The sequence below is a fragment of the Streptomyces sp. ATCC 21386 genome (assembly GCF_018728545.1).
Classification (GTDB): domain Bacteria; phylum Actinomycetota; class Actinomycetes; order Streptomycetales; family Streptomycetaceae; genus Streptomyces.
On record NZ_JAAVVL010000001.1, the window covers coordinates 1,592,956 to 1,612,638 of the forward strand.

Sequence of the window (19,683 nt, forward strand, 5' to 3'; positions counted from 1 at the left end):
TGCCGGGGCAGCCGAATTACGACAGCCCGGCGACGGCGGGTGGGCCGGCTGTCAGAGCGTCAGGCCGTGGCCGTACGGGAAGAGCGGGGGCTCGGTGTCGGCGGGGGCCTCCTGGTGGGAGGGCCCGACGGTTGTCAGGTAGCGCGGTAGTTCGAAAGGCAGCCGGCCCTCCGCGCGGGCCCGGCCGAAGGCCACGTCGAGCAGGGCCGTGTCCGAGGCCCCGTAGTCGGCGACGAGCGCGGCGGCCTTCGCGGCGATCTCCGGGAGCGCGGTGGGCCGTTCCAGGTTGACGCAGACCAGGGTGGGCACCGCCGCCAGCAACGCGAGGGTCTCCTTCAGCCGCTCCTCGTACGGCGTGCGCAGCCGCAGCACGGCCACGTCGGCGTGGGCCGGGTCGGCCACGACGTTGCCGTACAGGGACGCCGTCTGCGCGCCCACTCCTTCGACGTACAGGTTCGGGCGGTCGGTGAGCGGGAGGAGGGAGCGGTTGGTCAGGACGGTGAGCGAGCGGCGCTGGGCGGCCTCGCCGAGGGCGGTGAACTCGCCGGCGCCGACGGTCTCCTCGGCGCGGTCCGGGTCCACGTACCGCCTCTCGAAGAGGCCGAGGACGAACTTCTCCCGCAGGAGGCGGCGGACGGAGGCGTCGATCCGTTCCTCGGGGATCCGGCCGGACCGGACCAGTTCGACGATCGTCTCCGGGCACTCGTCGCCGTGTTCGCCGCCGAACTGGTCGGCGCCCGCATCCAGGGCCTTGGCCGCGCGTTCGGCGACGGTGAGGTGTCCGACGCCCCAGGCGCGGGTGCGGTGCGGGTCGCCGTCGGCGGGGGCGTCGGTGAGCAGGCCCGGGTCGGTGCGGACGGCGCCGTCGTGGACGAGGCCGTCGTGGACGAGGCCGTCGAGGACCAGGCCGTCGAGAACGAGGCCGTCGAAGCCGTGGCGCTCGCGCGGCAGGCCGGTCAGGGCGTCCCGGTCCAGGCCGAAGCTGATCTCCGCAGAGCCGTCCACACGGGTCCGCCCGCCGTGGTGCGGCATCATCTGCGAGCACCCGGTCTCGACGACGGCCCGGGCGGGCGCGATGCGGTGGTCGTGCGTGCCGCCGGGACGAACCCGATCCCCGCCGTGCGCGAAGTGCGGTTCCCCGCCGTTCTGTTGAGCGTCGGCGGGGCAGTACGTGACCACCGCGGCGACCGAGCGCGGGCCGAGCCGGGGGCCCTGGAGGCCGCGCACATACGCCCTGAACAGCGCGCTCGTGACGTCGGCGGGTGAGCCGCGGTGGTTCGGCCGGTGGGGCCGGCCGGCCCGGCGGGGCCCGGTGGCGAGGCCCATCCGGGGGTGCAGGGCCACGCGGAGGCCGAGGGCGAGGTACTCGCGGCGGACGGTGTCGCCGAACTTCTCCACCAGCTCCGGTTCGCCGATCGCCGCCAGGCCCAGGGGGTCGGGCCAGGCCGAGAAGGCAGCGGCGCCGAAGGGGGCACCCGCCCTGTCGGTGAACGAGTGGCGCGGGCCGGTGGACAGGGTGACCGGGATGCCCAGTCGGGTGTCGGCCGCGAGGGCCTGGAGGCGGTTGACCCATTCCGCCGTCGCCCGCGTCCCGTGCCGGCCGACGAGGTGGAAGTGGGTCAGATGGCCGTCCGTGACCAGTTCCGTGGTGCCCTGCCGGAGGGACGGTTCGTCGCCGGCCTCGGCGAGTGTCCCGTCGCTGTTCATCGGCAGCGTCGTGTGGAAGAGCTGACCAGCCTTCTCCGCGAGGGTCATCCGGGCCAGCAGGTCCTCCACCCGCTCCTCGACGGGGCGGCTCGGGTCACGGTACGGGGCTGTGGACATCCGGAGTTCCTTGTACGGGTGGCGGTGTCGTCGCGCAGGCCCTTTCAGGGAATCAGCGAAACCGGGCGCGGACCAGATATGGATCAAGTGGCCACTCTCACGCGGCAGATGGCTTGAAAGAACGGGCGATTGACTCGTGTAACCGTCGGTTCGCGCGAGCGGGTCCGAGCCGTGCGGCGGCTGTGCGTTCTCGGCGCGGCTGCCCCGTGCTTCGCCCGGTGGGAGGGTTTCATGGCGCTGTCGGCTTGCTGTGAATCGCCCTTCCCGTGGCGGGGATCACAGACAAGGGCGTGCCGGGCCGTCGAAGGTGAGGCGAAACGGAAGGAGCGCCTCACCTTGGATGCCGCCGAGACTGTGGAGACCGCGGGGCCCGTCCTCGACGGCATTCCGCGGCAGCCGGGGGCGACACCCGGGCGAGAGCCGGTGGCGCACGTGGAGCCGGTGGCGCACGCGGTGGAATCCGAGGTGTGCGGACCGCCGTCCGAGGCGTACGTGGTGCGATCCGAGGCGTGCACGGTGGAACCCGGCGTGGAGCGCGGCGTAGAGCCCGGGACGCGCGCCGGGGCTGCGTCCGCCCAGAGTCGGCGCGCCCTGTTCCCGCGCCCCTGGCGGTTGCTCCCCACCCCTGTCCGCACGCCCTTCACCTTCTTCTACGCCACCCTCCTCGCACTGACCTCGCTGGTCGCCGAGCACGTCGATCCCGACCTGGTGCGCGCCCTGCACCAGGGCTCCAGTACGGACGTGGCGCATCTGGTCCACTCCCCGGTGCCGGTCCTGGTCGCGAGCGCGCTGTGGGTCGCGGGCGGGGTCGGCTCCGTGTACGTCTTCGCCTTCGTGCTGGTACTGACCGCGCTGGAGCGCCGCATCGGCGGGTGGCGCACGGCCGGTGTCTTCCTGCTGGGCCATGTCCTCGCCACCCTCGTGACGGAGGTCCCCGTGGGTCTCGCCGTCCTGGTCGGGCATCTCCCCGACAGCTCCCTCCACCGCCTCGACTACGGCATCAGCTTCGGGGTGGCGGCGAGCGCGGGCGCGTTGGCGGGCCTGCTGCCGCCTTGGCTGCGGTGGCCGCTCCTGCTGGGCTTCGGCGGCATGCTCCTGGACGACCTGCTCGCGTTCGCGGACCCGATGACCAACTGGGGGCATCTGCTGTCCCTGGCGATCGGAGTGGCGATGCGGCCGGTCGTACGGGAGTGGCACCGCCCGTCAGGGTCGGCCGGTGAACCTCGCGCTCGTCAGCGGGGCCGTCACCGTCCAGCCCAGTGACGCGTAGAGGGCTCGGCCGTCCGGTGTGCCGGCCAGCACCCCCGTCTCCGCGCCCTGTTCGAGGGCGGCCTGTGTGAGGGTGTCCATGACGAGGCTGCCGAGGCCGCGACGGCGGTGGGCCGGTGACGTCTCAATCTGGTCGGCGACCGCTGTAGCTCCGGTCGGGACGATCTGACCGCGGGCCGCCAGGGAACCGTCCGGTGCCGCGACCATCACCCGGGTCACGCCGCCGCGCGACCAGGTCCGCAGCCGGTAGCCGTCGGGCAGGGAGGCCGCCGGGGTCTCGCGGGGCCTCAGGCGTACGGTCATCAGGAAGCCGGGGTCGGGGTCGATCCACCACCCCTCGTCGAGCCAGGGGGCCACCGTCGACGCGTCCGCGAAGACCTTGAGCCAGGTGCCGGCCCCGGTGACGGCGTCGGCGATCTCGCGGACGGTCTTCTCCTCCACCTCCTCGTTCGTCGCCGAGAGGACGTGGCGGGTGACGTGGTGGGCCAGGCCCATGTCGACGGTGAAGCCCCAGGGCTCGACCACCGGGGGCGCCGCTCCCCGGGACACGACCCACCCGTCGACCCATGCCCGCACTGTTCCGTCCACCGATACCCCCGTGTCTGCAGTCATGGGCGAGATTGTAATGGTCATGATCAGGAGCGGGCTATTACCTCGCGGGGGTGCGGGCGTAGGGGCGGGAAGCCGTGCATCTCCTTGATCTCCTTGAACGCCGCCGGGCCTCTTGCTTGGCTGACCGCATGACTGATCTCGGACCCGTCGCCTGGCCGCCCGTCCCGATCCGGACCGAGAGGCTCGTGCTCCGTGAGTCCGAGGGCCGGGACCGTGCGGTGTTCGTCGAGTTGCACGCCTCGCCGGAGGTGCACACCTATCTCGGCGGGCCCCGGCCGCGGGACGAACTGGAGCGCGAGTTGCCCGCAGTGCCCGAGCGGTGGCCGGGGAGTTTCGTCGTCGAGCTCGACGGGGCGATGATCGGGCAGATCCTGCTCAGGAGGGCGCCCGGGCGCCTTCGCCCGGCAGTCGAGGGGAAGGTCGATCTCGGCTACCTGTTCCTGCCGGGGGTGTGGGGATTCGGGTATGCCGCCGAAGCGTGCGCGGCGGCACTCGACTGGCTCGACGGCTTCCTTCCCGGCGAGCCGGTGGTGCTCGCCACGCAGACCGCCAATGCCGCCTCGATGCGCCTCGCGGCGAAGCTGGGGTTCACCGAGGTGGAGCGATTCCGGGCCTGGGACGCCGAGCAGTGGCTCGGGCAGCGCGGGGGTCGCCCGGCGTGAGGCGGCTCGTGATCGCCCACAGCGAACGGACGTCCGCTCGGGGAACATTCCTCGGCTCATCTGCATTGAGTCGGCATAGCTCAACTTGACTGCCGAGGGAGAGATCATGGCATCGACGTCCGCACCGCTCACCCTGCCCGTGCTGCCGCTCGACGAAGAGGTCGTGCTGCCGGGAATGGTGGTGCCGCTGGACCTCAACGACACCGACGTACGAGCCGCGGTGGAGGCCGCCCAGGCGGCCGCGCGGGCCGAACCGGGGAAGCCGAAGGTGCTGCTGGTGCCGCGTATCGACGGCGCCTACGCGAGCATCGGCGTGCTCGGGACCGTCGAGCAGGTCGGACGGCTCGCGGACGGCGACCCCGGGGCGCTCATCCGGGCAGTGCGCCGGGTGCGGATCGGGGCCGGGACCACCGGGCCCGGCGCCGCCCTGTGGGTCGAGGGGACGCGGATCGACGACGGCGTGCCGGAGCCGCTGCCCGGACAGGTCGCCGAACTCGTCAAGGAGTACAAGGCACTTGCCACCAGCTGGCTGCGCAAGCGCGGAGCCTGGCAGGTCGTGGACCGGGTGCAGGCCATCGACGACGTCTCCGCGCTCGCCGACAACTCCGGCTACTCGCCCTTCCTCACCCTCGAACAGAAGATCCAGCTCCTGGAGACCACCGACGCGGTCGCCCGGCTGAAGCTCGCCACCCAGCTGCTCCGCGACCACCTCGCCGAGCAGGACGTCGCCGAGACCATCGCCAAGGACGTCCAGGAGGGCGTCGACAAGCAGCAGCGCGAGTTCCTGCTGCGGCGTCAGCTCGAGGCCGTCCGCAAGGAACTGCGTGAACTGAACGGCGAGAAGGACGGTGAGGAGTCCGACGACTACCGGGCCCGCGTCGAGGCCGCCGACCTGCCGGAGGCGGTACGGGAGGCCGCGCTCAAGGAGGTCGACAAGCTGGAGCGGTCCAGCGATCAGTCGCCCGAGGGCGGGTGGATCCGGACCTGGCTCGACACCGTCCTGGAACTCCCTTGGAACGAGCGGACCGAGGACGCCTACGACATCCAGGGCGCCAAGAGCGTCCTCGACGCCGAGCACGCCGGGCTGGAGGACGTCAAGGAGCGCATCACCGAGTACCTCGCGGTGCGCAAGCGGCGGGCCGAGCGGGGCCTCGGTGTCGTCGGCGGGCGGCGCGGCGGTGCCGTGCTCGCGCTCGTCGGGCCGCCCGGCGTCGGCAAGACCAGCCTCGGCGAGTCCGTCGCGCACGCCATGGGGCGGAAGTTCGTCCGGGTCGCGCTCGGTGGTGTGCGCGACGAGGCCGAGATCCGCGGACACCGGCGCACGTACGTCGGCGCGCTCCCCGGCCGTATCGTCCGCGCCATCAAGGAGGCCGGGTCCATGAACCCGGTCGTCCTGCTCGACGAGATCGACAAGATGGGCTCCGACTTCCGGGGCGACCCGGCGGCCGCGCTGCTCGAAGTCCTCGACCCCGCGCAGAACCACACCTTCCGGGACCACTACCTGGAGGTCGAGCTGGACCTGAGCGACGTCGTCTTCCTCGCCACCGCCAACGTGCTGGAGGCGATCCCCGAGGCCCTGCTCGACCGGATGGAACTCGTCCGGCTCGACGGGTACACGGAGGACGAGAAGGTCGTCATCGCCCGGGACCACCTGCTGCCCCGGCAGCTGGAGCGCGCCGGGCTCGACGCCGACGAGGTCGTGCTCGACGAGAGCGCGCTGCGCAAGCTCGCCGGTGAGTACACGCGCGAGGCGGGCGTACGGAACCTGGAGCGGTCCGTTGCGCGGCTGCTGCGCAAGGTCGCGGCCCAGCACGAACTGGGCCGGCGGGAGCTGCCGTTCACCGTCACCGACGCGGATCTGCGCGGACTCATCGGCCGACCGCACCATGTGCCCGAGTCGGCCCAGGACCCGGCGGAGCGGCGTACGGCGGTGCCGGGTGTCGCGACCGGGCTCGCGGTCACCGGCGCGGGCGGCGACGTGCTCTACGTCGAGGCGTCGCTGGCCGACCCGGAGACGGGCGCGGCGGGACTGACCCTCACCGGCCAGCTGGGCGACGTGATGAAGGAGTCCGCGCAGATCGCGCTCTCCTTCCTGCGCTCGCACGGCGCGGAGCTGGAGCTGCCCGTCGCCGACCTCAAGGACCGGGGCGTGCACATCCACTTCCCGGCGGGCGCGGTCCCCAAGGACGGCCCCAGCGCCGGTGTCACCATGACGACGGCGCTCGCCTCGCTGCTGTCGGGGCGGCTGGTCCGTACGGACGTGGCGATGACGGGTGAGGTGTCGCTGACCGGGCGGGTGCTGCCGATCGGCGGGGTGAAGCAGAAGCTGCTCGCCGCGCATCGGGCCGGTGTCACCACCGTCGTCATCCCCAAGCGGAACGAGGCGGACCTCGACGACGTGCCCGCCGAGGTGCTGGAGAAGCTCGATGTGCACGCGGTGACCGATGTGCGCCAGGTGCTGGAGCTGGCGCTGGCTCCGGCGGAGGTCGGGGTGCCTGTGGCTGCGTGACCCTCCGGGCAGGGGTCGGGGGCGGGCGGGCGTTGTTTGGACGCGTGCGGCCCGCCCCCACCGGGCCCGCGGGCGGCCTGGACGCAGTCCGCCCCCACCTGCGAAATACTGACCCGCAGGTATCCGGAACCGGAAAGCGGGAGCGCTGACGTGCAGGACGAGGGCGGAAACGGCGACGGCGGCGAAAGCGGCGGCGGGGCCGACAGCGGTGCCGGTACCGGCATGCCGGCGGCCGGTATGGACCAGGCGTTCCTCGCGCTGGAGCGCGAGTTGACGGTCCTGCTGCGGCGCGCCCGTGCCAAGTCCGGCGAGATGGCCCGGGCCGTCCACCCCGATCTGGAGTCCGCCGCCTACGGCCTCCTCGCCCGCCTCGACGAGACCGGCCGGCTGCGCGCCACCGAACTCGCCGCCTACATCGGCGTCGGCAAGGCCACCATGTCCCGGCAGCTCCGCGCCCTGGAACACCTCGGCCTCATCGCCCGAGAACCCGACCCCGCCGACGGCCGCGCCTGGCTCGTCCACCTCACGGACGAGGGCCGGGCCCGCTTCCGGGCGGTCCGGGACGCCCGCCGGGTCGCCTACGTACGACAGCTCGCGGGCTGGGACCGGGACGAGGTGGCCCAACTCGCTCAGCTGCTGCACCAGCTGAACCGAGGCGGGGAGAACTGAGGGCAGAACGAAGCCGAGGCGGGGAGAACCGAGCGCCCGTGGGGTTCACCACTCCACGAACACCACGCTCGCGTCGTCGTGTCTCTTGGCGCGGCCCAGGAACTCCCGCTCCACGTCGGTGGCTTCCAGCTCCCGTACCCGCTGCACCAGCCCCCGCGCCCCCGTCTTGCGGACGAGGGTGAGGCAGTCCGCCCAGTCGCCCTCACGGAACGTCTCCACCCAGCGGCCCGCCCCGTCCGTCAACGCGGCCAGCGCGCGGACCTCCTCGCGGGGGACGGACCCCGTCACCGCCCGCGCGGCCACGGCCGGATCGGCGGCCGCCGTCCAGAATCCGCCCTCCTTGTTCCGCACGGTCGAGTCCGCGATCGCGGCCGACGCCAACGAGGCCCGGGGCAGCCGGGCGAGGCGGTCGTCCAGGACGGCCGTCACCGTGCCGTCCGACCGCTCGAACAGCAGGGCCGAGTCCGACAACACCAGGTACTCCACGGCCGCCTCCGACCAGCGGGCGACAACCACTGTGGCCTGTGGGGTTCGTGGGTGAGAAAGGTCACAGGTTTGGACGTGGGCTCGGGCGGTACGAGAAATGGCCTGTGAGAGCACGTCGGGCAACGGTGAATCCCGCTCCGAAACGGACAGTTCGGTCAGGGTGCCGCCGAGGCGGGAAGTGAACCATGCGACCGAATGTCGACAGCCGAAGTCGTCGGGCGGCGGAGTCACCCCGTCGAGGACGACGAGGGTGCCGCCCTGTCCCCCCGCGGGCAGGGCCACCGACGCGAAGTCCTCGTTGGGGCGAAGGGGATCGCCGGGTTCCGAGACGAGTTCCGTGCGCATTCGGCCAGTCTGCACGAGCCCGCCACAAGATCCGTGAAAGGCCGACAATGGTCGCCGTACGACCCGGACCCTCCAAGCGGGCCGCCGGGTTTGGCATGGAATGATCGTGAGCGGTGAAGCGCGGCGGCGAATACTGTCAAAGCGCGTCGCCGACGTCCAACCGGCCTGCCGCAGGGGGCGTCAGCGCGAGCCGAAGGAACTTGCCCGCCAACTCCCGGGGATGTTCACTCCTTCGGGTGGCGGGACTGATGATGCGGGACCACTGCCCACCGGCACTGGGAGGGTCGGGAGCCGTACCGGGGGGACGGCCAGATTTGACGAGTTGACGGATCGTCACCCGGGCTAATGGGTACACGAGTCAGGAATGCGAGCACCGGTGCAGAAGACGCGGCCTCGGCGCGCAGACAAGCAGGCAGCTTCGAAGGCCTCCGCGGCCTCCCCGAACCAGCAGGGGACGGCACAGGCAGAGGCCCCCGCCGTCGGCACCGGGCGGAAGGCGCACGTACGCAACCGGCTCATCGTCGCCGTGGCCGTCGTGGCCGCCGCCATAGCCGGCGCCGGAGCCCCCTCGATCCTCGCCGCCTCGGAACAACTGCACGACACCCAGAGCCTGGTCACGCTCGCCGAGCAGACCCAGGAGGCGCTCACCCTCGCGCACGCGCTCGCCGACGAGCGGGACGAGGTCACCGCGTACATCGCCGCCGGGCGCCCCAAGTCGGCCGCGCCCAGCAAGCAGCGCAGCGACCGCGTCGACACCCAGGCCGAGGAGCTGAGCGCCGACACCGACACCTCCGCCGCTCTGCGGGAGGACATCGAGTCCATCGCCGGCGTACGGGAAGCGGCGCTCTCCGGCAAGAGCACCGCCCTGGAGGCCCACACGGCGTACACCGCCGTCGTGACCGAACTCCACGCCCTCGCCGAGGAACTGGCCGCCGAACTGCCGCCGCGTGCCGGTGGCGGTGCCTACGCCCTCGCCGAACTCGACACCGCCGTCCAGCAGGCCGCCGCCGCACGGGGGCTGCTCGTCGCGGCGCTCAGCGTCCCGACGACCACCCGGACGGTCATCGACCCCGTCACCGGGCTGCCCACCACCACGACCGGCGCCTCGGCCGCCGACGCCAAGCAGCGCGACGCCCTCACCGCCGTCGCCCAGCAGGCCCGCGTCCGCTCCGACGCCGCCCTCGCCCACTTCCGCGAGACCGCGCCCGCCGCCGGCCGCTCCTCCTACGACGCCACGGTCACCGGCCCCGAGACCGACACCGCCGACAAGTACCTGGCGGGCCTCACCGACCAGCCCACGCTCTCCGACAGCGAGGCCGGCACCAGCGCCGAGAAGGTCGGCGCGGCCCTGTCCGCCCGTGTGGACCTGATGCGCGGCGCCGAGTCCTCCCTCTACGACCGGCGCACCAAGGACCTCGCCCAGCTGCGCGACGAGGACGTCACCGCGCTGGAGATCCGCGTCGCCGTCCTCGGCGCCCTGATGCTGCTGGCCGTCGGTGTCGCCACCGGCATGGCCCGCTCCCTCACCCGCCCGCTCGCGGTGCTGCGCATCGGCTCCGCCCGGGTCGCCGGCGACCCGGCGAACCAGGAACCGGTGAAGTTCACCGGTCGCAACGACGAGTTCGCGCAGGTCGTGCGCTCGGTCAACGCGCTCCACGCGCACGCCCTCGCCCTGCACGAGCGGCTCGCTCCCCTGGAGGGCGACCGCAAGCACCTCATCGGGCAGCGCCAGACCATGGCCGACGACCGCGACCGGCTGCGCGCCGAACTCGCCGAGGCGACGGCCCATCTGACGAAGGTCCAGCACAGCGTCCACGCCACCTTCGTCAACCTCGCGCTGCGCACCCTCGGCCTCGTCGAGCGCCAGCTCGCCGTCATCGAGTCGATGGAGGAGCGCGAGCAGGACCCGGACCGGCTCGCCACCCTCTTCAAGCTCGACCACTTCGCGACCGTCATGCGCCGCCACAGCGAGAACCTTCTCGTCCTGGCGGGCCACGAGCACGTCCAGCACCACGCGGGACCCGTCCCGCTCGTCGACGTCGTCCGTGCCGCGGTCAGCGAGATCGAGCGCTACGAACGTGTCCGCATCGCCGCGCTGCCGCCCGGCGCGCACGTCGCCGGGTTCGCCGCCGACGACCTCAGCCACCTCCTGGCCGAACTCCTGGAGAACGGCACGTCGTTCTCGCCGCCGGAGATGTCCGTCGAGGTCACCGGCTGGCTGATGGAGAACGGCGAGATCACCCTCTCCGTCCAGGACGGCGGCATCGGCGTCGCCCCCGACCGGCTCGCCCGGCTCAACTCCCGCCTCACCGACTTCGACCCCGAGGCGCCCTACGAGCAGGAGGACGGCGAAGGCCTAGGCCTCGGCCTGTATGTCGTGGCCCGCCTCGCCCACCGGCTCGGCACCCCCGTCCGGCTCCAGCCGCACGGCTCGGGCGGCACCGCCGCGGTCGTCGTCCTGCCCAAGGCGCTGCTGGCTCCCACGCCCGCCGTGCCCGTGGGTACCCCGGCCTCCGTCACGCCCGAGTTCACGCTGCCGGGCGCCGACGCCGAGGCCAACTCGAACGTCCTGCCCGGCCGATCCGTCGCCGTACGCGAGCCCGAGGGCGACGGCGACCCTCTCATCGAGGCGGCCGAGCGGGCACTTCAGGCGAGGGAGGCCGTGGGGACGGCCGCCGACGCCGCAGAGGCCGTCGGGAGCGTCGTACCGGAAGACGACGCACCCGAGGCCGCACCCGACCCCGACCCCGCCCCCGGGGGCGAGACCGGGGCCGGGACCGGACCCGCGTCCGGGGCCGAGTCCGTGTCCGAGACGACGATGGAGCTCTTCGCTCCGGTGGCCCCGGGGAAGGGCGCCGACAAGGAGAGCGACGAGACCCTCGCCGACCAGGACACCGACGCCGACACCGAGACCGACGCCGGCGCGGACACCGAGACCGACGCCGGCGCCGGCGCCGAAGGGGACGACCCGTACACGGGCGAACCCGACACCCATGAGCGTGCCGCCGACGAAGGGAACACGGCGCGCGCGACCGAGGTGTCACGGGCCGGGACGGAGGGACCGCGGGGGGAACCGACCCCGCGCCTCACCGACAAGGGCCTGCCCAAGCGCACGCCCAGGATCACCGCGCCGGCGCCCACGACCCCCCGGCCGCGGGTCGGCGGCGTGAACGCCGAGGAGCTGCGCCGGCGGCTCGGCGGGTTCCACCAGGGGGCCAGGGAGGGGCGGCGCGACGTCGAGGCCGAGATCGCCGAGCAGTCGGGTGAGACACGGATGCCCGTGCCCCATGAGTACCGGACAGAGGCAGTTGACACCACGGGGGGCACTTCCGAGGAGGAAAGCAGTTGACCGCGCCCATTACCTTCGGACTGAGCAGTGAAGCCCGCAACCTGCACTGGCTCCTGACCAACCTGGTGGAGGAGGTGCCGGGGCTGCTGTCGGTCGCGGTGGTCTCCTCCGACGGCCTGCTGCTGCTCTCCTCCGACCCCGGCAGGAACGCCGCGGCCCGCGAGGCCCGGGAAGAGCGGCCGCAGGGCCCCCGGGGCTCCGCCGCCGACCTGGCCACCATCGTCTCCGGCATCGGCAGCCTCACCATCGGCGCCGCCAAGCTGATGGAGTTCGGCGGGGTCAAGCAGACGATGGTCGCGATGGACGAGGGCAGCCTCTTCGTGATGTCGATCAGCGACGGCTCGCTGCTCGGGGTGCACGGCTCCCCGGACTGCGACATGAGCGTGGTGGCGTACCACATGGCGCTCTTCGTCGGCCGCGCCGGCCACGTCCTCACCCCGGAACTCCGCAGCGAGCTGCGCAAGTCCCTGGAGGCCGAGTCCCACAGGGAGACCGAGGCGGCCGGGAGCCGTCGATGAACGGCCCCAGGCAGAACAGGGCGCGGGCCCACGAACCCGGCCGGGCGAAGCGGCCGCCCGCGACCAAGGGCGCGACGGGCACCCGGAGCACCAGGGGTGCCAAGAAGCTCCCCGTGCGCGGCGGCGACCGCAAGCCCGCCCGTGTACGCCCCTACTCGCTCACCGGCGGCCGCACCCGCTTCGGCCACGTGCTGCACGTGGAGACCTTCGTCGCCGTACTCGAAGCCCCGGCGGAGCGGCCGCAGTTGGCGAATGGTTCACTCAACACCAAGGTGATGCCCGAGATGCGGGCCATCGTCGAACTCTGCCGCCGCATGCGGACGGTGGCGGAGATCGCCGCGCTGTTGAAGATGCCGCTCGGCGTGGTCCGCGTCCTCCTCAGCGATCTCGCGGACCAGGGAAAGATCCGTGTGTACGGAACAGGTCACGGACCGGGACAGCCGGACCGCGCTCTGCTGGAAAGGGTGCTGAGTGGACTCCGCCGTCTCTGACGCCGCCTCGGCCGGCGTCAACCCCGACGCCTCGGCCGGCGTCACCCCGGGCGTCGGCGACGACGCCCACCGCGTCCGGACGGACGCGGACGCTCCTCGTGTCGAGATAGACGCGGACGCTCCTCGTGTCGACGTGGACGCCGTGCGTGCCGAGCCCGGTGCGCACGGCGTCGGCGTCGACACCGGCACGGCCCCGCCCGGGGGTTACGCCCGGGCGGCCTCCCGCGGTCTCGACCGGCTCACGGAGCCGGGGGCCGACGTCGGCGACGACGCGGCCGGGCCCGCCGCGGAGCCCGAGGAGGAGCTGAAACCCTGGCAGGCCGATCTGAGCCGGGCCCCCATCGCCACGAAGATCGTGGTGGCGGGCGGCTTCGGTGTCGGCAAGACCACCTTCGTCGGCGCGGTCTCCGAGATCACCCCGCTGCGCACCGAGGCGCTGATGACCGCGGCCAGCGTCGGCACGGACGACCTCTCCGCGACGCCGGACAAGCTCACCACCACCGTGGCCATGGACTACGGCCGCATCACACTCGACGACGACCTCGTCCTCTACCTGTTCGGCACGCCCGGACAGGAGCGGTTCTGGTTCATGTGGGACGACATGGTGCGCGGTGCGATCGGCGCGGTCGTCCTCGCCGACACCCGCCGCCTCGGCGACTGCTTCCCCGCGCTCGACTACTTCGAGAGCTGCGGACTGCCGTACATCGTCGCGGTCAACGCGTTCGACGGCAGTGTGCGCTACGAGCCCGAGGACGTCCGGGAGGCACTGACCGTGCCCGACCATGTACCCGTGATGATCATGGACGCGCGCAAGCGGGCCTCCGCGATGGAGACCCTGCTGGCGCTCTGCGCCCACGCGATATCCCTCAGCCCCGAGTAGTCCCCGAGCGGGACGCCACGGGACGCCACGGACCGAACCAGGAGACCTGTCCGGATGCGGAAGATTCTCGTCGTCGGAGCCGGCCAGTCCGGGCTGCTACTGGCCCTCGGACTCCAGTCGCACGGGTACGAGGTCACACTGATGTCCAATCGCACCCCGGACGAGATACGCGCCGGCCGCATCATGTCCACCCAGTGCATGTTCGACTCGGCCCTGCGCCACGAGCGTGAGCTGGACCTCGACTTCTGGGATTTCCAGGCGCCGAGGATCGAGGGTGTCGGAGTCTCCGTCGCCGGCCCGGACGGACGGCGCGACGTCGACTGGGTCGGCCGGCTGCGGGGGTACGCGCAGGCCGTCGACCAGCGGGTGAAGATGGCCGGCTGGCTGGAGACGTTCTCCCGGCGCGGCGGTCAACTGGTCGTCCACGGCGCGGCGGTCTCCGACCTGGACTACTTCTCCCGGATGTACGACCTCGTGCTCGTCACCGCGGGCAAGGGCGAACTGGTACGGATGTTCCGCCGCGACGCCGCCCGCTCGCCCTACACCGAACCCCAGCGCGCGCTCGCCGCGGTGTACGTGCACGGGCTGGGTCCGCGCCCCGAGCACCCGGAGTTCGACGCGGCCCGCTGCAACCTGGTGCCCGGCGTCGGTGAACTCATCGTCCAGCCGGTCCTCACCACCTCCGGGCGCGCCGACGCCCTCTTCTGGCTGGGGCTGCCCGGCGGGCCGGTCGACGCCTTCGAGAGCGTCCGGGACGCGGAGGGGCAGCTCACGCTGACCCTGGAGCTGATGAAGCGCTACACGCCCTGGGAGTACGCGCGGACCACGGGCGTCGAGGTGACGGACCCGGGGGCGGCGCTGACCGGCCGCTACACCCCGGTGGTACGGCACCCCGTGGGGCAGCTCCCGAGCGGCGGGCTGGTGCTGGGCGCCGGGGACGTCGTCGTGGCCAACGACCCGCTCACCGGGCAGGGGGCGAACTCGGCGACCAAGTGCGCGGCCGTGTACCTCTCGGCGATCCTCGACCACGGGGACGGCGAGTTCGACGAGGTCTGGATGCGGCGGACGTTCGAGCGGTTCTGGCAGATCGCGGGGCCGGTCACCAAGTGGACCAACACGATGCTGGCTCCGCCGGCCGAGCATGTGCGGGAGCTGGTCGAGGCGGCGGAGGGGCTGCCGGTGGTGGCGGATCGATTCGCCAACGGGTTCGACGATCCGGCGGATTTCGAGGGGTACTTCTACGAGGCGGAGAAGACGCGGGCGTATCTCTCCGAGGTGACCGGGGGCTAGGGAGCCGTGGGCGGATGGGCGCCGTGGGGGCTCTGCTCGGCTGCCGGGGGCGGGTGGTGCGTGGTTGCTCGCGCAGTTCCCCGCACCCCTACGGGGACGGGGGTTTCGGGAGGTCGGGGGCGGGGGTGTTCTCCGACTTCTTGAGGTCGGCGAGCTGGGCCGGGGTCAGGGAAGCGAGGAGTTCCGCGATCTCGGCCAGGCGGTCGGACGCGGTGTCGTGTTGCCTTCTGTGCTGTTCGGCGAGGGTGAGCTGGCGGTCCAGGGCCACGCGGGCCCTGCGGGCGAGGGCGTCGGTGTCCTGTTCGCTGCCGACCAGACGCTCGATCGTCTCCGCCCGCTCCTGCGCCACTTGTCCGATCACATGGCCCTGCTCCAGCGCCCGGTGCGGGTCCCGGCTCATCAGCAGCCGTACATAGGGGGAGAGCCCGGTACTGCTGCTCTGGTACTGCTGCCGGGCCAGCCGGCCCGCCGCACCCCGGCTGTCGTGCAGGGAGAGCCGGGCCACCGCGAGCCGGTGGTCGAGCCTCGCCACCTCGGCCCGCTGCTTCCTCAGCTCCTGACCGGTCCTGCCGTAAGCCTCGGCGGCCTTCTCGGCCTCGCGGTGGAGCCGTTGGAGGTCGGTGAGGAGCTCGGCGACCGAGCGGTCCTCGGCGGAGGGGGGCTCGGCGGCGGTGTCGGTGGAGGTGTCGGCGGGTGTGGCCAGGGCGGGTGCGGGGGCCGTGGTGAGGAGGGCGCCGGCCGTGAGGGCCGTGACCGTCGCCGCACGGACCAGGCGCAGCAGGCTTGCTGACACGTCATCACCTCCGGTGCTCAGGTGGGCCGTCCACCTCGCACCGGCAGGATCGAGGGAGGGGGAGGCGGGCGCGCGCCGGGTGGACCGTTCGGTGCCCGGGTGTCACTCGTCGGTGGGGCGCGGCCGCGCGGGCGGCGTGGCGGATTGCCCGTCCGGGGTGTCGGGGGCGCCGGCGCCCGCCCGGGTGTCCGGCTTGGACCAGGGCCACTTCAGGCGACGGCTGGGGTCCGCGTCCGGTGCGTACTCGTACCTCCACAGCTGGTGCAGGACGCCGCTGCGGCCGGCGTCGACCCGGCGGTAGACGTGGACCGTAGGCGGGCCGCCGGCGGTGTCGGGCACCGGGATCCGGTACGTCTTCGGGGGGTGTCCGGTGATGCCGAGCAGCACGGGCAGGACGCGCCCGTCGAGGGGGCCGCCCACGAAAGGGGTGTCTTGGCTCTTCACCGGACCAGTGTCACAGGACCGGTGTCACAGCAGGTGCGCGGCGTCGCCGACCACGGGCAGGACCCGGCGGGCCAGGGCTCCCACGGCGCCGTCGGGGGTCTCGACGGTGAGGGCGTGCCGCACGGCGGCGGCGGTCTGCGGGTCGCGGCCGGCGGTGGCGGTGAGACAGGCGACGAACTGCTCGACGAGCCAGTCCCGCAGCTCGCCGACGTCCGGCTGTTTGCCCTCGTCCAGCCAGATGAGGGAGGCGGCCTCCACGGAGGTGATCCACATCCGGACGGTCATCCGCAGCCGCAGGCCCGGCTCGGCCACCTCCAGGTGCCGCAGGATGTGCTCGGCGGCGGCCCGCCGGACCCCGTCCACGATGGCCGTGGCCCGGGAGGTCTCCACGACGCTGCCGCCCTGGAGGAGGGCGCTGAAGCCGGTGTCGTGCGTGTCGACGAAGGCCAGATACCGGTCGAGGGCGCGGGCCAGGCGGCTGGTGAGAGGGCCCTCGGCGGGCTCGTCGAAGCAGTGCTCCAGCTCCTCGGCGGCCGTGCGCAGGGCCGCCTCGTAGAGCTGCTGCTTGCCGCCGGGGAAGTAGCGGTAGACGAGGGGGCGCGAGACGCCGGCCGCCTCCGCGACGTCGTCGAGGGAGACGTCCTCGGGCGCGTGGTGCGCGAAGAGCTCCAGGGCCGCGTCCAGCAACTGGCTGCGCCGCTCCTCGACACTGAGCCGACGGTATGCGCGGGTGGGGGCCTCGGACGTCATACCCGCAGGGTAGTCGGGGGTGGGGTCATGACCGCCGGGATCGCGTCAGGGGGGTGGGGGTGCGGGTCTCTTGGGCGGCTGCGGGTGCGTGGCGGCTGGTCGCGCAGTTCCCCGCGCCCCTGAAAAGCCGGGGCTGCGCCCCGTGCTTTTCATCCGCGTCCCGCGGCCTCCGCCGTCTTCGAGGCCCGCAGAACCTGGTCCTTTCAGGGGCGTGGGGCCTGGTCCTTTCAGGGGCGCGAGAAGCCCCACCGGACCCGCACTCGCCGACGCACCCGAACCCCCGAGCTCCCAGGCGACCCAAATACCTACCCCAGCAGCCCCGACGACCTCCACATCCGCCGCCCCACCCCCCGCAGCACCCCGATGTCGTCCAGAAAGTCCGTCAACCGCTTCGCCCCGGTCTGCATGACCTCCCGCCGGTGCCCACTCGCCCGTACCTGGGCGACAGCCGCCCGCTGGTCGAGGCCGACGTTCGAGTAGACCTCGGGGTTCACGAACGCCACCGAGAAGACGCGGGCGAACTCACCGGACGTGACGCGCGTGAAGCTCCGGGACATCCGCGGGGCCGTCACCATCTGGCGGCGCAGCTCCTCACGGGCGTACCGCACGTGCCGCGCCTCCTCGACCACATGGATCCGCGTGACACCCCGGATCAGCGGCTGGACCCGCTCGTCGGGGAAGGTCAGCCGCTGCATCCAGTCGAGGATCTCCTCGCCGAGCAGGGTCGCCGTGAAGGACCCCGGCGTCGTCGAGATCGTCTTGAAGACGCGGCCCAGGTTCTGGTGCAGCCGGCTCACCGGGTAGTACGGGGTGCCGCCCTTGCTGATCAGCCGGGCGAACATCTTCGAGTGCCGGCACTCGTCCTCGATCTCGGTGAGCGCGTAGCGCACGTGCGCACTGGTCGCGGCCCGGTCGTAGATGTGCCGGACGAGCAGCTGCATGAGGATGATCTCGAACCAGATACCGAGGGAGGCCAGCGCCGCCGCCTCGTGCTGGGACAGCGCGATGCGCTGTTCCTCCGACATTCTCCGCCACATCGGTGTCCCGTACAGGGACACCAGCTCCGGCGGCCAGAACCACTTCCCCTCCTCGAAGGGGGCGTCCCAGTCCAGCTCCTTGTCCGGGTCGAAGGAGTGCTTCGCGGAGGAGACGAGCAGCCGCTCGGCCACCTGTTCCCGGTCCTTGAGGAGCCCGAGCGCGTCGCGCAGCACCGCTGCCTCCGACTCGGGGTTCGTCGAACTCAGCGAGGTCACCGTAGTCATGGCTGTCGCAGCTCCTCGTACGGAAGTTCAGGGAGTTACCAGCGGTCATCGCTTATGAGACTACTTGTCAGCAAGGCCGTCAATCCTTTGCGCGTGACTTGTGCAGTAACGTGCTGGCGTGTCCATGCCTCCATCGCCCCAGTCGCCCTACGGTCAGCAGCAGCCGCCCCAGGGGCCGTACGGTCAGCAGCCGTACTCGCCGCAGCAGCCGGCGCAGCCGTACGGTCAGCACCCGCACGTGCCGCAGCAGTACCCGCCGCAGCCCCAGCCGTACGGCGCGCCCCAGCCCGCCGGGTGGCAGCCCGTGCCGCCGCCGAAGAGCCGCACGGGACTTATCCTCGGGATCGTCGGCGGGGTCGTCGGCCTCGTGGTGCTCGGGACCGTGGGGCTGTGGGTCGTCGGGACGCAGACCACCAGCGGGTTTCCGGAGGCCGAGTACAAGCTGGCCCTGCCCGAGACCGTCCTCGACGGGGAGTACGAGCTGGTCCAGGACCTCTCCGACAGCGAGGGGCGGAAGGTGGAGGACGAGGCGGAGGGCGCCTGGGACGCCCGTGACGTCACGGCCGCCGTCGCGCAGTACGGGCCCCAGAAGGGCGGGGCCGAGGGCGCGCTGATCGTCTCGGGCATGTACGGCCGGTTCAAGAACACCGACGCCGCCCGCGACAACATGCTGAAGGGCGCGGCCGGGGTCAGCTCGATCAAGGTGGTCGTGCCGCCCAAGGACTACACCCCGGGCGACGACGGCCTCACCATCAGCTGCCAGGTCGTCACCCAGAACCAGGCCGGCAGCGAGATCACCTACCCGATGTGCGCCTGGGCCGACGGCAACACCGGGGCGTCCGTCGCCGAGCTGAGCGTCGAGAGCGTCGGACAGGACGCCTCGGAGGTCGACGTGGAGGCCTTCGCGGAGCGCACGCTTCAGGTTCGCTCCGAACTCCGGCAGCCGATCAGTTGAGCACCGCGTCCGGCTCCGTCGGCTCCGCCGGTGCTGCCGGTGCTGCCGGGAACGACGTGCGCAGGGTGAACGCGTACGCCGTCGGGCCGTGGGCGCGGAGGTGGAGGATCCGTTCCTCCGCCTCGGCCACGGTGGGGTGGTGACCGGCCGGGACCCACCACAGGGCGGTCGCCGCCTCGCTCAGCCGCTCGAACCACTCCCGCCTGCGGGCCAGCAGCTCCCGGTGCTGTCCCTGGTACATGAAGGCGGTCAGGGCGTCGGTGTCCCGCCACACCGACATGTTGATGATCAGCCACTCGTCGCCGAGGACGGGGATGTCGGTCGCGTTGCCGGAGTCGCTCTGCAGGCGCCAGACGAAGCCGGGGGAGCGGTCCGCGACCGCGTTCACCGGGTCGAGGGCGTCGACGAAGTCCTTCAACTGGGGCGAGTCCAGCGGGGCCTGGAGGCGGGCGATGTTCACCTGGGCGAGTTCGTACGGGGTGGGAGTCATGGCCGAACGGTAGGCCGGGCGGGTCCGGTGGGCACATCGCTTATCTCGGATGGTGGGCATCGGGCGTCATGCGTACGGCGCGCGC

18 protein-coding genes are annotated in these 19,683 nt (G+C 72.4%); 10 read left to right on the forward strand and 8 right to left on the reverse strand.

The genetic code is table 11. From position 1 onward, the window contains the following. Positions 1 to 51: 51 nt before the first annotated feature. Complete coding sequence (locus tag GWK25_RS07035) at positions 52 to 1,824, reverse strand: glycoside hydrolase family 3 protein (RefSeq protein ID WP_215448977.1); 1,773 nt, start codon at positions 1,822 to 1,824, stop codon at positions 52 to 54. A gap of 336 nt (positions 1,825 to 2,160) precedes the next feature. On the opposite strand from GWK25_RS07035, the gene GWK25_RS07040 reads away from it, so the two are divergent. Next, positions 2,161 to 3,087 (forward strand): rhomboid-like protein, encoded by a 927-nt coding sequence (locus GWK25_RS07040; protein WP_251828755.1) that lies wholly within the window; start codon positions 2,161 to 2,163, stop codon positions 3,085 to 3,087. Here GWK25_RS07040 and GWK25_RS07045 read toward each other — a convergent pair. Then, positions 3,028 to 3,705, reverse strand: coding sequence for a GNAT family N-acetyltransferase (locus tag GWK25_RS07045; RefSeq protein WP_215448978.1), 678 nt, complete (start codon positions 3,703 to 3,705; stop codon positions 3,028 to 3,030). The two genes, GWK25_RS07040 and GWK25_RS07045, sit on opposite strands and share 60 nt — an antisense overlap. Before the next feature lie 128 nt (positions 3,706 to 3,833). On the opposite strand from GWK25_RS07045, the gene GWK25_RS07050 reads away from it, so the two are divergent. The 3 genes from GWK25_RS07050 to GWK25_RS07060 all read left to right on the forward strand — a co-directional run bounded on the left by GWK25_RS07050 (position 3,834) and on the right by GWK25_RS07060 (position 7,545). Continuing rightward, the gene (locus tag GWK25_RS07050) at positions 3,834 to 4,367 is read left to right on the forward strand and encodes a GNAT family N-acetyltransferase (RefSeq protein ID WP_215448979.1); all 534 of its coding nucleotides are present in this window, start codon (positions 3,834 to 3,836) and stop codon (positions 4,365 to 4,367) included. Positions 4,368 to 4,473: 106 nt separating this feature from the next. Further along, the gene (gene lon, locus GWK25_RS07055; protein WP_215448980.1) at positions 4,474 to 6,876 is read left to right on the forward strand and encodes an endopeptidase La; all 2,403 of its coding nucleotides are present in this window, start codon (positions 4,474 to 4,476) and stop codon (positions 6,874 to 6,876) included. A 150-nt stretch (positions 6,877 to 7,026) separates the two neighbouring features. Further along, positions 7,027 to 7,545 carry a MarR family transcriptional regulator gene (locus GWK25_RS07060; protein WP_215448981.1) on the forward strand — a complete coding sequence of 173 codons (519 nt, stop codon included), beginning with the start codon at positions 7,027 to 7,029 and terminating at the stop codon, positions 7,543 to 7,545. 45 nt (positions 7,546 to 7,590) lie between these two features. On the opposite strand, the gene GWK25_RS07065 is transcribed toward GWK25_RS07060, so the two are convergent. After that, on the reverse strand, positions 7,591 to 8,376 hold the full coding sequence (locus GWK25_RS07065) for a protein phosphatase 2C domain-containing protein (RefSeq protein WP_215448982.1): 786 nt from the start codon (positions 8,374 to 8,376) through the stop codon (positions 7,591 to 7,593). 376 nt (positions 8,377 to 8,752) lie between these two features. Here GWK25_RS07065 and GWK25_RS07070 point away from each other — a divergent pair, with 376 nt between their 5' ends. The 5 genes from GWK25_RS07070 (at position 8,753) to GWK25_RS07090 (ending at position 14,904) form a co-directional block, all read left to right on the forward strand. Then, positions 8,753 to 11,725, forward strand: a complete 2,973-nt coding sequence (locus tag GWK25_RS07070) for a nitrate- and nitrite sensing domain-containing protein (RefSeq protein WP_215448983.1) — start codon at positions 8,753 to 8,755, stop codon at positions 11,723 to 11,725. Next, positions 11,722 to 12,243: a roadblock/LC7 domain-containing protein gene (locus GWK25_RS07075; protein WP_215448984.1), complete on the forward strand. Its 522-nt coding sequence runs from the start codon at positions 11,722 to 11,724 to the stop codon at positions 12,241 to 12,243. The genes GWK25_RS07070 and GWK25_RS07075 overlap by 4 nt, the downstream gene beginning before the upstream one ends. Next, a complete protein-coding gene (locus GWK25_RS07080; RefSeq protein WP_251828757.1) occupies positions 12,240 to 12,734 on the forward strand; it encodes a DUF742 domain-containing protein in 495 nt (164 codons plus the stop codon). Before GWK25_RS07075 ends, GWK25_RS07080 begins: the two co-directional genes overlap by 4 nt. A 304-nt stretch (positions 12,735 to 13,038) precedes the next feature. Beyond that, the gene (locus GWK25_RS07085) at positions 13,039 to 13,614 is read left to right on the forward strand and encodes an ATP/GTP-binding protein (RefSeq protein ID WP_251829520.1); all 576 of its coding nucleotides are present in this window, start codon (positions 13,039 to 13,041) and stop codon (positions 13,612 to 13,614) included. Positions 13,615 to 13,668: 54 nt separating this feature from the next. Continuing rightward, positions 13,669 to 14,904, forward strand: a complete 1,236-nt coding sequence (locus tag GWK25_RS07090; RefSeq protein WP_215448985.1) for a styrene monooxygenase/indole monooxygenase family protein — start codon at positions 13,669 to 13,671, stop codon at positions 14,902 to 14,904. Positions 14,905 to 14,992: 88 nt separating this feature from the next. On the opposite strand, the gene GWK25_RS07095 is transcribed toward GWK25_RS07090, so the two are convergent. The 4 genes from GWK25_RS07095 to GWK25_RS07110 all read right to left on the reverse strand — a co-directional run bounded on the left by GWK25_RS07095 (position 14,993) and on the right by GWK25_RS07110 (position 18,153). Beyond that, positions 14,993 to 15,697: a hypothetical protein gene (locus tag GWK25_RS07095; RefSeq protein ID WP_215448986.1), complete on the reverse strand. Its 705-nt coding sequence runs from the start codon at positions 15,695 to 15,697 to the stop codon at positions 14,993 to 14,995. A gap of 102 nt (positions 15,698 to 15,799) precedes the next feature. Continuing rightward, entirely contained in the window at positions 15,800 to 16,141 is a 342-nt protein-coding gene (locus GWK25_RS07100) for a hypothetical protein (RefSeq protein ID WP_215448987.1), read from the reverse strand. A gap of 24 nt (positions 16,142 to 16,165) precedes the next feature. Further along, complete coding sequence (locus tag GWK25_RS07105) at positions 16,166 to 16,891, reverse strand: TetR/AcrR family transcriptional regulator (RefSeq protein WP_215448988.1); 726 nt, start codon at positions 16,889 to 16,891, stop codon at positions 16,166 to 16,168. 305 nt (positions 16,892 to 17,196) lie between these two features. After that, positions 17,197 to 18,153, reverse strand: coding sequence for a diiron oxygenase (locus tag GWK25_RS07110; protein ID WP_215448989.1), 957 nt, complete (start codon positions 18,151 to 18,153; stop codon positions 17,197 to 17,199). A gap of 124 nt (positions 18,154 to 18,277) precedes the next feature. Here GWK25_RS07110 and GWK25_RS07115 point away from each other — a divergent pair, with 124 nt between their 5' ends. After that, complete coding sequence (locus GWK25_RS07115) at positions 18,278 to 19,108, forward strand: hypothetical protein (RefSeq protein ID WP_251829522.1); 831 nt, start codon at positions 18,278 to 18,280, stop codon at positions 19,106 to 19,108. On the opposite strand, the gene GWK25_RS07120 is transcribed toward GWK25_RS07115, so the two are convergent. Then, a complete protein-coding gene (locus GWK25_RS07120) occupies positions 19,101 to 19,598 on the reverse strand; it encodes a DUF3291 domain-containing protein (RefSeq protein WP_215448991.1) in 498 nt (165 codons plus the stop codon). The genes GWK25_RS07115 and GWK25_RS07120 overlap by 8 nt on opposite strands. Positions 19,599 to 19,683: the final 85 nt, after the last annotated feature.

Excerpts from the sequence above, each read along its gene's own strand:
- GWK25_RS07035 (WP_215448977.1), bottom strand. The coding sequence starts at position 1,824 with ATGTCCACAGCCCCGTACCGTGACCCGAGCCGCCCCGTCGAGGAGCGG.
- GWK25_RS07045 (WP_215448978.1), bottom strand. The coding sequence starts at position 3,705 with ATGACTGCAGACACGGGGGTATCGGTGGACGGAACAGTGCGGGCATGG.
- GWK25_RS07050 (WP_215448979.1), top strand. The coding sequence starts at position 3,834 with ATGACTGATCTCGGACCCGTCGCCTGGCCGCCCGTCCCGATCCGGACC.
- lon (WP_215448980.1), top strand. The coding sequence starts at position 4,474 with ATGGCATCGACGTCCGCACCGCTCACCCTGCCCGTGCTGCCGCTCGAC.
- GWK25_RS07065 (WP_215448982.1), bottom strand. The coding sequence starts at position 8,376 with ATGCGCACGGAACTCGTCTCGGAACCCGGCGATCCCCTTCGCCCCAAC.
- GWK25_RS07080 (WP_251828757.1), top strand. The coding sequence starts at position 12,240 with ATGAACGGCCCCAGGCAGAACAGGGCGCGGGCCCACGAACCCGGCCGG.
- GWK25_RS07090 (WP_215448985.1), top strand. The coding sequence starts at position 13,669 with ATGCGGAAGATTCTCGTCGTCGGAGCCGGCCAGTCCGGGCTGCTACTG.
- GWK25_RS07105 (WP_215448988.1), bottom strand. The coding sequence starts at position 16,891 with ATGACGTCCGAGGCCCCCACCCGCGCATACCGTCGGCTCAGTGTCGAG.
- GWK25_RS07110 (WP_215448989.1), bottom strand. The coding sequence starts at position 18,153 with ATGACTACGGTGACCTCGCTGAGTTCGACGAACCCCGAGTCGGAGGCA.
- GWK25_RS07115 (WP_251829522.1), top strand. The coding sequence starts at position 18,278 with ATGCCTCCATCGCCCCAGTCGCCCTACGGTCAGCAGCAGCCGCCCCAG.
- GWK25_RS07120 (WP_215448991.1), bottom strand. The coding sequence starts at position 19,598 with ATGACTCCCACCCCGTACGAACTCGCCCAGGTGAACATCGCCCGCCTC.